13 protein-coding genes are annotated in these 12,466 nt (G+C 61.4%); 11 read left to right on the forward strand and 2 right to left on the reverse strand.

The features are described 5' to 3' along the window. Positions 1–4 precede the first annotated feature (4 nt). The 10 genes from BSE24067_RS03440 (at position 5) to BSE24067_RS03485 (ending at position 8,932) form a co-directional block, all read left to right on the forward strand. Positions 5–814 carry an immunity 49 family protein gene (locus BSE24067_RS03440; RefSeq protein ID WP_151062304.1) on the forward strand — a complete coding sequence of 270 codons (810 nt, stop codon included), beginning with the start codon at positions 5–7 and terminating at the stop codon, positions 812–814. A gap of 71 nt (positions 815–885) precedes the next feature. Then, positions 886–1,068 (forward strand): CDI system lipoprotein BcpO, encoded by a 183-nt coding sequence (gene bcpO / locus BSE24067_RS03445; protein WP_244130467.1) that lies wholly within the window; start codon positions 886–888, stop codon positions 1,066–1,068. A 29-nt stretch (positions 1,069–1,097) separates the two neighbouring features. Then, positions 1,098–2,858, forward strand: a complete 1,761-nt coding sequence (locus tag BSE24067_RS03450; protein WP_151062302.1) for a ShlB/FhaC/HecB family hemolysin secretion/activation protein — start codon at positions 1,098–1,100, stop codon at positions 2,856–2,858. Positions 2,859–3,262: 404 nt separating this feature from the next. Next, positions 3,263–3,844 carry a hypothetical protein gene (locus BSE24067_RS32315; protein ID WP_244130451.1) on the forward strand — a complete coding sequence of 194 codons (582 nt, stop codon included), beginning with the start codon at positions 3,263–3,265 and terminating at the stop codon, positions 3,842–3,844. A 171-nt stretch (positions 3,845–4,015) separates the two neighbouring features. Further along, complete coding sequence (locus BSE24067_RS03460) at positions 4,016–4,645, forward strand: CsgG/HfaB family protein (RefSeq protein ID WP_151062492.1); 630 nt, start codon at positions 4,016–4,018, stop codon at positions 4,643–4,645. A 44-nt stretch (positions 4,646–4,689) separates the two neighbouring features. Beyond that, positions 4,690–5,061 carry a DUF4810 domain-containing protein gene (locus tag BSE24067_RS03465; RefSeq protein ID WP_151062299.1) on the forward strand — a complete coding sequence of 124 codons (372 nt, stop codon included), beginning with the start codon at positions 4,690–4,692 and terminating at the stop codon, positions 5,059–5,061. A gap of 8 nt (positions 5,062–5,069) precedes the next feature. Then, the gene (locus BSE24067_RS03470; protein ID WP_151062298.1) at positions 5,070–5,744 is read left to right on the forward strand and encodes a DUF799 domain-containing protein; all 675 of its coding nucleotides are present in this window, start codon (positions 5,070–5,072) and stop codon (positions 5,742–5,744) included. Between the two features lie 190 nt (positions 5,745–5,934). Further along, positions 5,935–6,201 (forward strand): YkvA family protein, encoded by a 267-nt coding sequence (locus BSE24067_RS03475; RefSeq protein ID WP_151062297.1) that lies wholly within the window; start codon positions 5,935–5,937, stop codon positions 6,199–6,201. Between the two features lie 990 nt (positions 6,202–7,191). Continuing rightward, positions 7,192–7,680, forward strand: coding sequence for an HrpB1 family type III secretion system apparatus protein (locus tag BSE24067_RS03480; protein WP_151062296.1), 489 nt, complete (start codon positions 7,192–7,194; stop codon positions 7,678–7,680). A 154-nt stretch (positions 7,681–7,834) separates the two neighbouring features. Further along, positions 7,835–8,932, forward strand: a complete 1,098-nt coding sequence (locus tag BSE24067_RS03485) for a hypothetical protein (RefSeq protein WP_170297384.1) — start codon at positions 7,835–7,837, stop codon at positions 8,930–8,932. 157 nt (positions 8,933–9,089) lie between these two features. Here BSE24067_RS03485 and BSE24067_RS03490 read toward each other — a convergent pair whose 3' ends face one another. Both BSE24067_RS03490 and BSE24067_RS03495 read right to left on the reverse strand, forming a co-directional pair. Next, positions 9,090–9,944 carry a methionyl-tRNA formyltransferase gene (locus BSE24067_RS03490; RefSeq protein ID WP_151062294.1) on the reverse strand — a complete coding sequence of 285 codons (855 nt, stop codon included), beginning with the start codon at positions 9,942–9,944 and terminating at the stop codon, positions 9,090–9,092. A gap of 205 nt (positions 9,945–10,149) precedes the next feature. Continuing rightward, the gene (locus BSE24067_RS03495) at positions 10,150–11,859 is read right to left on the reverse strand and encodes a hypothetical protein (RefSeq protein WP_151062293.1); all 1,710 of its coding nucleotides are present in this window, start codon (positions 11,857–11,859) and stop codon (positions 10,150–10,152) included. Positions 11,860–12,143: 284 nt separating this feature from the next. Between BSE24067_RS03495 and BSE24067_RS03500 the strand changes: the two genes are divergently transcribed. Then, positions 12,144–12,449 carry a hypothetical protein gene (locus BSE24067_RS03500; protein ID WP_151062292.1) on the forward strand — a complete coding sequence of 102 codons (306 nt, stop codon included), beginning with the start codon at positions 12,144–12,146 and terminating at the stop codon, positions 12,447–12,449. The last annotated feature ends 17 nt before the right edge of the window (positions 12,450–12,466 follow it).

Raw genomic sequence — 12,466 nt, forward strand, 5'->3', positions numbered from 1 at the left:
CGAAATGGATGCGGAAAAGATTCGACGGATAACGTATGGGTTCGATGCGGCGATGCGGCATATTCCTGAAGTTGCCGACAAAATACGTAATCGGGTCAAGCCTATAAATTTGAAGCGCTGCTATGACGGGCTTGCAAGAGATCACGTCGTGGTAGGGTTTTATGATTATTTTGTCAATGGCAATCTCTCATCCCTTAAAAATAACTTATATGTTTCGTGTGTCATCGAATTGGCATCGCTGGGCGTAGGTGACAGTGGCTTTGAACTGGAAACGCCTGATTACTTGTTGTATTCGATGCTTTCCGATTCGGATGCGATGGTTCGGGAGTTTGAGGTGGCCTCTCCTCAAGGCTTTGTAAGTGCAAGAGAGGACCCGCTAAATAATCAATTCTACGTTCACATGTTTCAATTGGCTATGGCGGGCGACGATGTCTCTCTGTCTGACAAAATTCGCAGAATGGCGAAGAGTGGGCGGAAGCCATTGCGGAGTCAGTGTGAGCGTGGTGAGGATTTTTTCTCGACATTGATTCGTGGCGATAAAGAGGAGCTTGAGAAAATAATTTTCGTTGATGCCGCTGGTAAGTTGGAGCACGTATATACAGAGGATTATTTTTCTTTCGTCGCTGTCTTGGAGGCAAAATTATGTTGGCGTCGCGGGATTCGTGTCGAAGTCGATCACCCGCTAGTGCCAATGGAGCTGATGCCGGTGAAGCCCCTTGACCACTACGACGACGTATACGATTTCATGAAACCGGGGTGGGTACCACCTTCGCAGGGATTGATCGATCGGGTTTCACGATGGTTTAAGACGTGATCGATCGATGTCGCGCTGACATTGAGGTGACGATGAAGAAAAACAAATGGTCGTGGATGTTGCTGTTTGTCATGTCAGCACTTCTCGTTGCGTGTGAGACCGTGCCCCAAGATGCACCGCCGCGCCCGCCACCCAAGGCAGAGATGTCGCCAGTACTTCCCTCTTGGTCAACCATGACGTGGGTCATGGGCTACTGGAAATGGAGTGGTACCGAGTGGGTCTGGATTCCGGGCCATCTTGCACCGAAACCATAAAACAAATTAAACAATCGAAACTTATCAGAATGAGAATCTGCTCGTCCGCTGTTCTACTGCCGATTGCTTCCCTCGCGCCAATTGCAGGACATACACAGCAGGCCCCATCGCGTGTAGATCAAGCAGCCGCCGCACGGGCGAATGCGGAGCAGGATCGACAAGCGCAGCAGCAACGTGATGCGCAGCAGCGCGATGCGGCCGTGCGCGCACCTTCAGTTCGTTCGGAAGTGCCGAAGGTCGAAGCATATCCGGCGCTTCCTATCGAAACGCCATGCTTCCGCATCGATCGCTTTACGCTCGATGTTCCGACCTCGTTGCCCGATGCAGCGAAGGCCCAAGGGGCATCCGCCTTGCCGATGGATCGCTTCGCGTTCGCGCGCGAATGGCTGAATCACTACGCTGGTCAATGCGTCGGTAAGCAAGGTGTTGACGTGCTGGTCAAGGGACTGTCCCAGGCGATTCTGGCGCGAGGCTACGTTACCACGCGGGTGCTCGTCCCCGAGCAAGACCTGTCGACCGGCGCGTTCAAACTGTCGCTGATTCCCGGCGTGATTCGTCACGTGAGCTTCGCGGACGAAGAGCTGCGCGGCACGTGGAAGAGCGCGTTTCCGACCGGCGACGGCGACGTGCTGAATCTGCGTGACCTCGAGCAGGGCTTGGAGCAGATGAAGCGCCTATCGAGCCAGGATGTGTCGATGCAGATCATCCCGGGCGACCTTCCCGGTGAAAGCGATGTCGTGCTCGACGTGAAGCGTGGCAAGCCGTGGACCGTCGTCGCATCGATCGACAATTCCGGCACGCGCGCCACCGGCAAACTGCAAGGCAATCTGTCGGTTGGCATCGACAACCCACTCGGCCTGAACGACATGCTGAACGTTGGTGTCAGCCAGGACCTCGAATTCGGCGACAAGCGCCTCGGTTCGCACGGCTGGAACGGCTTCTATTCGGTTCCATGGGGTTACTGGACGGCTACGCTGTCCGCAAACACGAACACCTACTACCAGCAGATTGCGGGCGTAAACCAGACATTCGTCGCCAGTGGTAACTCGAAGACAGTGGATTTCAAACTGGCCCGCGTGCTGGCACGAAGCCAGAATCACGTGCTCGGCGGCTATCTACGGCTGTCTCGCCGTTTCGGAAAGAGTTTCATTGAAGACACCGAGATTTCGCAGCAACGTCGCAACAACACAATCTTCGAACTCGGCTTGACCGATCGCCACTATTTCGATGGCGCGCAGTTCGACGGCTCACTCGCATACCGGCAGGGCGTCGGCGGGCTTGGTGCGCAGGACGACACGCTCGCCGCGGGCGGTGGCCCAACATATCGCTTCAAGATGGCGGTGCTCGACGCCAACCTGTCGGTGCCGTTCACGGTCGGCAAACAGCCATTTCGCTATGTCGGTACGTTTCACGGCCAGTACACCGGTGACACCCTGTACTACCTCGACGACATGACCATCGGTAGCCGATATACCGTGCGAGGCTTCGACGGAGAAACGATGCTGGCGGCGTCGCGCGGTTTCTATTGGCGTAACGAGCTGCAAATGCCGATCGGCGAGACGGGGCAAGCGGTTTATGCGGGGCTGGACTATGGCCGTGTATGGGGACCGGAACCCATCGCGCTCGTAGGAACGCAGTTGGCCGGCGCTGTCATCGGCGTGAAGGGAAGCATCGGGACGCGCTTTGGCGCCTACGCGTACGACCTGTTTGCAGGCACGCCGGTCTATAAGCCCTCTGGTTTCCCGACTGCGCGCATCACGGTCGGATTCCAGCTGACTTCGCAGTTTTGAGCGGGGAGTCCCTTGTGGTGGAAGACAGCCAAGTGAACGAATCGAATGTATCGGACGACAAGCAACCGATTCGGCTGCCGCCACGACACCCATGGTTGAACCGAAAGCGTCGCGCGATGGAGAAGGCGCGACAGATGGACGTCCAGCAGCCCACACTCGAGCCTATGCCCGAACCTGCTGCCGAACCACGCATTACCGTGAAGCGGAAGCGACGGCTGGTATTCGATTGAGGTTTTGAGTTTGATTGGTCGCGCTTAGACTCCTCCCTCCGGGTCTAAATGCTTTGCGCGGCAAGCGGTTTCGCCGCGCCTTTTTACGTAGAACCATACTGGGAGACTTGGGCCGATCCGAACAGATGGGTTGTATTGTTTTATTTAGGCATATTTAATAATTGCGGAGTAAAAATGAAAAATAAATTGGCCCTGGTTGGTCTTATGGGTACGGCGGTTTTGCTCGCAGCGTGTGGTGGTGGCGATGGTGGCAGCGGCGGCGGTAACGCGTCGTCGGGGAATTCGACCAGCTCGACTTCGCAAACTACGGCGTCGGTGTTTTCCTGTCCGACGACGTACAAGAAACTCAGTCTGTCGAACAACAGCGTCATCGCGAACGCCAACCTGAACCTGACGACCGACGATGGTATTGCGACGCTGACGGTCAAGACACCTGCAAGCGGCCAAACTGGCGACCTGACTATCTGCCTGGGCAAGCCCGATCCGGTGCCGGCCGGCGTGAGCGCGGACTACATCTACGAGGTGAAATCTTCGGGTGATCTGCACGCGATGGCATCCTCGACACTGACGCTGAATTTCACGACCAATACCGTTCCGAATCCGAACCCGCCGGTCATTGAATTCGCCGACGTGTCCGGTGGGACGGTGACCTATAAGCAGCTGACGCAGGGTGCGTCGTACGCGACGGCGCCGAACTACAGCCTGAGCGCGAATGCGCAAGATTCTGGTCTGTATGTCGTTCGTCTGAAAAAATGACAACACGTTGCTAATGGCGTGATAGTCGAGTTTCAGTCTACGAGGCGCATTGCGATGTGGCTAGGGGCCATCACGCAATGACTTGGCATCATCTTTGGTTTAACGAGGAGTTTAGATTTGAAAGTATCCACTAGTTTTCGTGTATCGGTGATCGCTGCTGCGACGGTGGTTATGGGATTGAGCGGCTGTGCGACTGAGTCGTCGCGCACGCTCGACGTGCCGACCGTCAGCAGCGCACAGAGGCCTTATGCCGGCAAGCCAGTTGCGATTGCGGTTGGCAAGTTCGATAACCGCTCGAGCTATATGCGCGGCATTTTCTCGGACGGGATCGACCGACTCGGTGGACAAGCAAAGACGATCCTGGTCACACGCCTGCAGCAAAGTCACCGCTTCAACGTGCTTGATCGCGAGAACCTGGACGAGATCAAGCAGGAGGCCGGCTTCATGAAGAAGGCGCAGGCCGTGAAGGGTGCGAACTATGTCGTGACCGGTGACGTGACCGAGTTCGGCCGCAAGGACGTTGGCGATCACCAATTGTTCGGCATTCTCGGCCAGGGCAAGACGCAAGTCGCGTATGCGAAGGTCAATCTGAACATCGTCAATACGACGACGTCGGAAGTCGTTGCATCGAGCCAGGGTGCCGGCGAATACAGTCTCTCGAACCGCGAAATCATCGGCTTCGGCGGTACCGCCAGCTATGACTCGACCTTGAACGGCAAGGTGCTCGACCTTGCGATTCAGGAGGCAGTCAACCACCTCGTTGAGCAGGTGGACGCGGGCGGGCTCAAGGCGGCGCAGTGATCGTTACGAATTCAATTTGATTCGCGTAAGAATAGGAAAGAACTATGAAACGAAGTATGGGGTTGCCGCTGACTGTGGCGGTCTTGCTGCTTGCGGGATGTGCGGCGCAGACCACGCCGCCGCTGTATCAGTGGAACGGCTATCAACCGCAGGTGTACGAGTACTTCAAGGGCAAGACGTCGCCGCAAGAACAGATCGACGCGCTTGAAAAGGCGCTTCAGGAAATCCGCGCGAAGGGCAACACACCGCCACCGGGCTTCCATGCTCATCTCGGGATGCTTTATGCGGGCATAGGCGACGGACAACGCGCTGGGCAGGAATTCCAGACCGAGAAGCAATTGTTCCCGGAGTCCACGGCCTACATGGACTTCCTGATGAAGAAGAAGCCCGTCCAACAGAAAACCGCTCAACAGTAACGCGCGCTATGTTCAAAAAAATTTCGTTGAAGCTGCTGTCCGTGCTGTCGATTGTCGCGCTATTGAGCGCGTGCGCGCAACCCGCGAAGCGTCCTGACTACACGGCTTTCAAGAAAAGTCAGCCGCGCTCGATTCTCGTACTGCCGCCGTTGAACGAGACCAACGATGTCACGGCAACCTACGGCATGCTGTCACAGATGACTCAACCGCTCGCCGAAGCTGGATACTACGTCGTGCCGGTTGCCGTGATGGATGAAACCTTCAAGCAAAACGGTTTGACGACCGCCGCTGACATCCAGGGAACATCACCTGCAAAGTTGCGCGAAATCTTTGGTGCAGACGCTGCGCTGTATACCAAGGTGACCAAGTATGGCTCCGTCTATCAGGTCATCGATAGTACGACCGTAGTCGCGGCATCGGCAAAGCTCGTTGATCTGAAGAGCGGCGATGTGCTTTGGCAGGGCAACGGGCGAGCGACCGGCAAGGAGATGGGCAACAACGTCAACGTCGGCGCATTCGGGATTGTCGGCGTGCTGGTCCAGGCCGCTGTCAAGCAGGTCGCGCACTCGTTGTCGGATGAAGGCCATGCTGTTGCGGCATTGACGAGCAACCGACTCTTGTCGGCTGGGCCGCCGAACGGCTTGCTGTATGGTCCGAGATCGCCAAAGCACGGAACGGACTGATAGCATCTTCCTGGTGTGAGCTCCTCATCGAAGTCAGCGTGAGAGAACTGGGCGCGCAGGCGCTGGGCAACGGTTCAGCGTACAGGCGCTTGCGCTTGATGCGATGGGGAGTTTGCGATCAGTGAAGTAAAAATCCAGTAATCAAGGCGTCGTTGAAAGGACGACCTACCGGGGTTCGGAGAAACGTCGAATGAAACGCTTGCTCATGCTTTGGAAGACTGCGCGACGCGACTTGCGCGTGCTACGGCTCGCACTCGGTCATCCGGACCGCCCCAGTTGGCTGATCCCCACGCTCGGCCTTGTTACGTTGTACGCGATCGAGCCGTTTAATTTCGCGATACCGATACTTGGCATTGTCGATGACGGAGTGCTCGTGCCGCTTGTGCTGCACATGATCGTCCTGATGCTACCGGTCTCGCTCCAAGGATCGGTTGACGCTAAATCGACGAAGAGCTGATGCAACGCGTTGATAGACGATATAACGAAGTTTGGCCGCAACGGCGTCGCCGGATCGCAACCATTCGGCCTTCGAAATTGGGGTGCGAACTGGACGCATACTGGGCCGTTTTGGATGGCGAACAGAACCAGATATAGCTGGCATGTGGCTTTGCGGCACATATGGGATCGCCGCCCAGCCAAATATGGGTAGGATTGTGGGTAGGAGGCTATCTGCAACTGCGGGAGTCTTACCTGGCGGGTCTTCGCGAGCGATGGTTGTAGTCGGCTGCCTTCCGCCAGTCAAGGGTTCCCGCGTATTCCGACATCTTCCGTAGACGTCCTGCAATACTCGATGCCGAAACAGGCATGGGCCATCGTACCGGCGTGAATCCGGCGCGGTACGTCGATCGCCTGCAACTCGTGTTGCCACGCTCGAAGAAGCGTTCGCACGTCAAGCGTCGTCCGGCGCTTCCTGGGGAAGGAAGGACCGCCAGCGTTCATCCGTGAACCGGAGCAACGGCCCCGGCGGGCTGCGAGCGTTCACGATCGCGGTGCCGAGCACGACCATCGGGACGCCCAGGCAGGGGACGACCAGCGCAATCCAGCGTTTCGATTCGTCGATCGATGGGTCATGGGCAGCGCCTCCTGTCTGTGGTGATCGCCCCATTTTATGAGCCGATTGCCTGCGGACGCTGCATCGGTCGCCGGGGCCGCATCGACCGATCGCGGGTCTTCTTCGACGCCGGGCAGCAAATCCCCGCCTTTCGATACACGGCGACCGATCCGGCGTATCGCACCGATCGATCCTATCGCCGTGGTCGGTTTTCTTCTCCGTTCTCTCTTCGCATCCCGATCGTTCCGTTCGCATCGCGTCGGCGAAAGCCGACCCGATACAAGAGACTAACCGCCAGGGGACGCCCACCGCACGAGCCGGCAGCAAGCGCGGCACGGCTATGCACGGCGCCGCCGTGCGCTTTTTGATTGCAGCACTCCAGCAGACGAGGACATCGTGACTTACACAGGATGCAGGGATGAGATTGCCGGCGGCCTAACCAAGGTGCTGTGGACGGCCTCGCAGCTCGACGACGAAGCCGACTTCGAGGATCTCCTCGAAGCGATCCGCGTGCTTCGGCCCAAGTGGCCCGGGGCGGGGACGGTCGCCGCGTGGCGCTACGTCCGGCGCCAGGCATGGGGCGACGCGCGCCGCGTGCTTGAAGACGACGACACCGAAGCGAAGCGCTCCGGGCTTCATACCGCACTGATGGCGGTGTGTCTGTTCGGCCTCGAAGACCCGCTGTGGCACAGCTATGCGCTCAGCGCGGCCGAACAGCGCGAAAGCATCGAGGGTGCGAAGATCGGCGCGCGTCTGCTCGAGCGTGCGGCAAAGCTCGACGCCAGCGTTCGAGCGCCTGCGTCCGCCGACGCACCGGCGAGCACGCACGGCGTGCCGGCCGACAACAGCGGATTCTCCGCGTCGATGACGTGGGTCCGCGCATGAGCATCCGCTTTCACGTTTTCCGCGCTCCGGGCGATTCGCATTTCGATTGCAGCCTTCGCGTCGGTGCGCTTGTAGTAGCGACAGCAACCTAGACTGACTTTGCCTCGTAGTACTGACGGTCACGCAAACACTTACCCGACAGGAAGAAAACATCATGAATCTGAACACTCCGAGTCTGACTACCTATCCCACCGATCCGGCGAGCTACCTGCAGCGGCTGACCAACGGCGCGTCGACGAGCTCGACGCAGGACGTGCTCAAGGATCTCATCGGCCTCATCAGCCAGTTGCTCAAGCAGATGCAGACCGGGCAGAACGGGCAAGCCGGCGGCATGCCCGGTGGCGGCGCGGGCGCAATGCCCGGCGGTGTGGGGGCGACGCCCGGCGGTGTAGGCGGGGCGCCCGGCGGCATGGGGGGCGCAGGCGCCATGCCGGGCGGCACCGGGGGGATGACGGTGCAAAACGCGGCGGGCGTGCTGGCCTCGTACATGGGGCAGCATGGCATCAGCGCGTCGGACCCGAACACGATGTACAAACTCGCGACGAACGCCGACGGCGGCACGCCTCCCACGGTGCAGCAAGCGGCGCAGACGATGCTCGCGAACCCGGGTGCCTACCAGCAGATCGAGACGCATGACGTCGCGGGCACCGACGGCAAGTCCGGGGTCGGCAATTTCCAATGGGCGGCGCAAGGCGGGCTCGGCGCGGCGGGCAACGCAACGGGCGGCGCGGGCGGCGTGGCGGGGCAGCCGGGGACGACCGGCGGCTTGCCTGGCACGGGCGGTGTTCCGGCGAACACCACCACGCTGCCGACGACGGGCGGCTTGCCGACAACGGGTGCGACGGCAGGCTTCACACCCGGTACGGGCGACCTCGTGAAGGACGGCAAGCCGCTGCAGATGGCCGATGAAGGCAAGGCGCTGGCCAACTTCAACGCGCAGGACGGCGCCGACTTCCAGGCCATGGAAAGCGCGTTGTCGCACGGCGACGGCAACGCAGCAGCGAAGACGCTCGCCAACGCGGTGAAGTCGGGCAAGCTGAGCCAGTCGGATGCGGCGGCGATCGGCGCACAACTGCAGCAAACGGCGAACGCGCATGGCGGTGGCAAGATCAGCCACGAGGCGAGCAACGCGCTTTCGGATGCGTTGGGCGGCGCGAACGTGCTGACGCCGGGCAAGACGCGCGCCGCGGTTGCCTTCGAGAACATCACCGGCATTCACACGGGTACGATCGCCGGCGTCAGCACGAAGTAACGTCGTCGGCAGTTCCGGCGATCATCCCGATCGGCGACCCGAGCAGCCGCCGATCGGGGGCTGCAGGGAAGCGACAATCACGGACAATCGGCGGCCGCGCTGCAAAACACCGCAGCGCGGCCGCTTCGTCGTTTACCGGCGCAACCGATGTCCCGATTCAGCCCTCCATCTGCTGACGAAGGGACGCATTCAGAGGGCTCCATTCGAGCAACGCGACGAAGCCGTCCTGCGCGGCCACCACGACCCAGCGCCGGTACTGATGCACGATCTGCCCGGGCTCGTACGTGTGTGCTTCCTGCCAGCCGGTGGCGCGCCGCACGTGGACGGTCGTGCCGAAGAGCGGCGCGATCGATTCGACGTTCCCGCAGGCCCGCACGACGCGCATCACTTCGGCCACGGGCTGCGCGAAATCGATCGTGCGCTCGGCATCGGCAACGCGCGGCCAGTAGCTGCTTGCACCCTGCGGACGCCGTTCGCTCCAAAGCCGATCGAAGTCGCGGGCCACGCGCGTGGCCAGCCGATGGGCGGCCATCTGCAGCTTCAGCTGCAGCGTCTCGTGCCATTCGTCGGCATCGAGCGGAAAGCATTCGGAATCGACGATCTCCCCGGTATCGAAATCGGCATCGATTCGATGACAACTGACGCCCCACTCGCGCCGCCCCTCGAGGATGGCGCGCATGGCCGGGTACGGGCCGCGCCCGTCGGGCAGCGGTGACGGATGGAAGTTCGCCGCATGGCGCAGATACGGCTGCCACGCCGGAATCTTCCAGTTGTAGCCGGCCACGATCAGTGCGTCGCATTGCCGTTCGGCAAGCTGGCGCAGATCGTCTTCGTCGATGCGTGACAACTGCACCGGAATGCGCAGCTTGTCCGCGCGCTCGACGAGTTCGCTATTGAAGTCGAGCCGGTTGTCGACCGGAATCGAGTAGAGCGCCACAGGCTCCCAGCCGGCGGCAACGAACGCGTCGAACACGACACGCCAGCGATCGAAGCCGGCGAACGCGAATCGCATGATCGATTCTCCCTTTCGCGATGAAGGTCATGGCGGCACGGACGGCGATGACGGCCGACGGCCACCCCGCCTCACGGTAAGCGCGCACGGTGGAGAACAACCTGCGCATTCCGAAGTTTCGCCGCGTGCCGCGAACCGGCAAATAAATCGCCGGCTGCGCGCCGCGGCGAGGGCGTCGCTATTACGCGTTACGCCGCGCCGCGCGTCAGGACCTCAGCCCGAGGTTTTTCTTGATGGCGTCCTCCGCCGTCTTGGCGGCGCTTGCCGTGAGGCCGGGCTGCCCGATGATGTTGGCGATCTGTTTGAGCCGCTCGCTTTCGGTCAGCGGTGCGGCGCTCCGGCTGGATGCCGATGTATCGCGCGGCGCCGGCGCCTCTTGCGGTTTTTCGCGCTGCGCGCGTGCAAGCTGCGAAAGCAGCAGTGCCGCTTCGCCCTTCGGAATGCCGCTGTCCGTCAGCAGCGTGTGCGCGGCGATCAGATCCTGATTGCGGCTCGCGCGCGGATGGTTGGCCACGACCGCGAGCGCCTGCCTGGCGCGCTGCGAACCGGATGCATCGACCGCCATGTCGGCACCCGCGAGCGCCGCAAGCGACGCTGGATCGAGACGCCCGATGCTCCTGGTGACCATCGAAAGAATGTGCTTGACCACGATGTCGCGCTCGGCATCCTTGTGTACCTTCGCCTTGTCTTCAGCGTGCATGCCCGAGATCAAGCGCTTGCCGAACGACATCGTGCTGTTGGCGTAGCGGCGTGCATCGTCATAGAGCGACGCATAGATACCCGCCTGCGCCTGCGCGCTGCGCAAGTCGGCAGGCAGGCCTTCGTCCCCAGGCCGCCCCACCATGGCGCGCAGATCGTCGATCTTCGCGCGGCTCGATTGCAGCGCCGCGCGCAGGCGCTCGTCGTGCGTCTGACCCGTGTAGTCGTGCGGGGCCAATACCGTGTCGACGTAGCGCTGGATCGTGGCGGCCTTCGCATTGCGCAGGTTTTGCCGTCCTTCGACAAACGGCTTCTTCAGATCGAGCGCTTCCTTGACCGCGTTGGTCAGGTGCCCGGACGCCGCGAGCGGTGCCAGCGCGCCGTGCGAGCCGCCTACGAGCAGCCCGCTTGCCGTCAGACCGATGGCGGACGTGACCGACTGGTAGAGCGCGCCGTTACGCTGTTTGCCCTTGTTCTCCGCGATGCTCATGGCGGTCAACACGTCGCGGGCATGCTGCGTGAGCGGATGCACGTCGTCTCGCGCAATGCGCGAGAGCTTGCCCTTGTCGTATTGCCATTCTCCGTTGCTGTTTTTCGTCAGAAGCAGATTGTCGACCTGGTTGAGCATCGGCGCGCCGGGCGGGCATTTTTCGGGATGCTCGAAGCGTTCGACGTCGGCGGCGAGCATCGCCTTGACCTTGTTTTCGTAACGGCTATGGATCGAATGCGCGGCGGCGGCGTTCGAGCCCGAGGCCAGCGCGTTCACGAGGTCGGTGGCGGGCGCCGCGTCGTAGCCGAACTGTCCGTGCGCCGCCGTCGATACGCCGTTCAGGCCGTCTTTCGCGGGCCGCTTGGCGGCGAAGGCCGTCAACGTCATGCCTTTGCGGTTGACGCCCATCGCGTGCGCGAAATCGGCGAAGCGTCGGCCTTTGCCGCCGGCACCCGGCACGAATGCGCCGATGTCGTCCACACCGGGCTTCTGCGGCGCGATAGCCGCTGCGGGCTCGGGAGCAGCGGGCGCGGCGGGCAGACTTTCCGCGCACGGGCGCTTGCCGAGGCTGCCGAGTTCTTCGATGAGCGCACCGGCACTCGCGCGCCGGGTCGGCACCGGCGCGGGTTTCGCTCCCGTGGAGGGGCCGGGGTCACTCGCCGTGCGGGTGAGGGAGGCGGATTCGATCGCATGCGACCGGAACTCGATCTTGGGTGGAGGCGCCATGATGTTCTCGAACCAGGAGACAAGATGGACTGCACTGTGGAGGCCGGCCGTGACACTCCCGTGAAGCGCGCGAAGCATCGTTCGGATTGGCGAAGCAGGTTCGCGGCGGCATACCGCCGAGCCGTCTCGCGGGTATCGCTCATTCGGTTTTCGCGGTGCGGCTTCGCGCGCGCGAACGCTTTCGCATCAGCATTCATTAGATTGGAACGAGAGCCGGCTTCACGCGGTTCGGTTTCGCGCGTTTCATCGAACGCGCGCTTCGTTCACGATCAAGGAGAAAACGAATGAGCTTCATCGGCAATATTGTGAAAGGCGTAGTCGGGGATGTCACCAAGGCTGCCGGGGATGTCCTCCATGGTGTCGGCAACGCGCTGCACGGCGCGGCGACGTTCGGCAAGGGGCTGCTGAGCGGCAATCCGAAGGAAGCCCTTGCGGGGGCGGGGGCCATTGCGAAGGGTGGGCTCGAGGCGCTCGAGGGCGGTACGGCGCTCGCGGAAAACCTGACGCCGGAGGGCGCCGCGACCGCACTCGCATTGGCGGGCGGCAAGGAGGCGGTGCGAACGCTGACGTCAGGCACTGGCGCAGCCTGATGCGGACGGTGACAAGC

Source organism: Burkholderia latens (assembly GCF_902499045.1).
Taxonomy (GTDB): Bacteria; Pseudomonadota; Gammaproteobacteria; order Burkholderiales; family Burkholderiaceae; genus Burkholderia; species Burkholderia latens.

Bases quoted from the DNA above. Each gene is read 5' to 3' on its own strand.
- BSE24067_RS03440 (WP_151062304.1), top strand. From the start codon at position 5: ATGGATGCGGAAAAGATTCGACGGATAACGTATGGGTTCGATGCGGCG.
- bcpO (WP_244130467.1), top strand. From the start codon at position 886: ATGTCAGCACTTCTCGTTGCGTGTGAGACCGTGCCCCAAGATGCACCG.
- BSE24067_RS03450 (WP_151062302.1), top strand. From the start codon at position 1,098: ATGAGAATCTGCTCGTCCGCTGTTCTACTGCCGATTGCTTCCCTCGCG.
- BSE24067_RS32315 (WP_244130451.1), top strand. From the start codon at position 3,263: ATGAAAAATAAATTGGCCCTGGTTGGTCTTATGGGTACGGCGGTTTTG.
- BSE24067_RS03460 (WP_151062492.1), top strand. From the start codon at position 4,016: ATGGGATTGAGCGGCTGTGCGACTGAGTCGTCGCGCACGCTCGACGTG.
- BSE24067_RS03465 (WP_151062299.1), top strand. From the start codon at position 4,690: ATGAAACGAAGTATGGGGTTGCCGCTGACTGTGGCGGTCTTGCTGCTT.
- BSE24067_RS03470 (WP_151062298.1), top strand. From the start codon at position 5,070: ATGTTCAAAAAAATTTCGTTGAAGCTGCTGTCCGTGCTGTCGATTGTC.
- BSE24067_RS03475 (WP_151062297.1), top strand. From the start codon at position 5,935: ATGAAACGCTTGCTCATGCTTTGGAAGACTGCGCGACGCGACTTGCGC.
- BSE24067_RS03485 (WP_170297384.1), top strand. From the start codon at position 7,835: ATGAATCTGAACACTCCGAGTCTGACTACCTATCCCACCGATCCGGCG.
- BSE24067_RS03490 (WP_151062294.1), bottom strand. From the start codon at position 9,944: ATGCGATTCGCGTTCGCCGGCTTCGATCGCTGGCGTGTCGTGTTCGAC.
- BSE24067_RS03495 (WP_151062293.1), bottom strand. From the start codon at position 11,859: ATGGCGCCTCCACCCAAGATCGAGTTCCGGTCGCATGCGATCGAATCC.
- BSE24067_RS03500 (WP_151062292.1), top strand. From the start codon at position 12,144: ATGAGCTTCATCGGCAATATTGTGAAAGGCGTAGTCGGGGATGTCACC.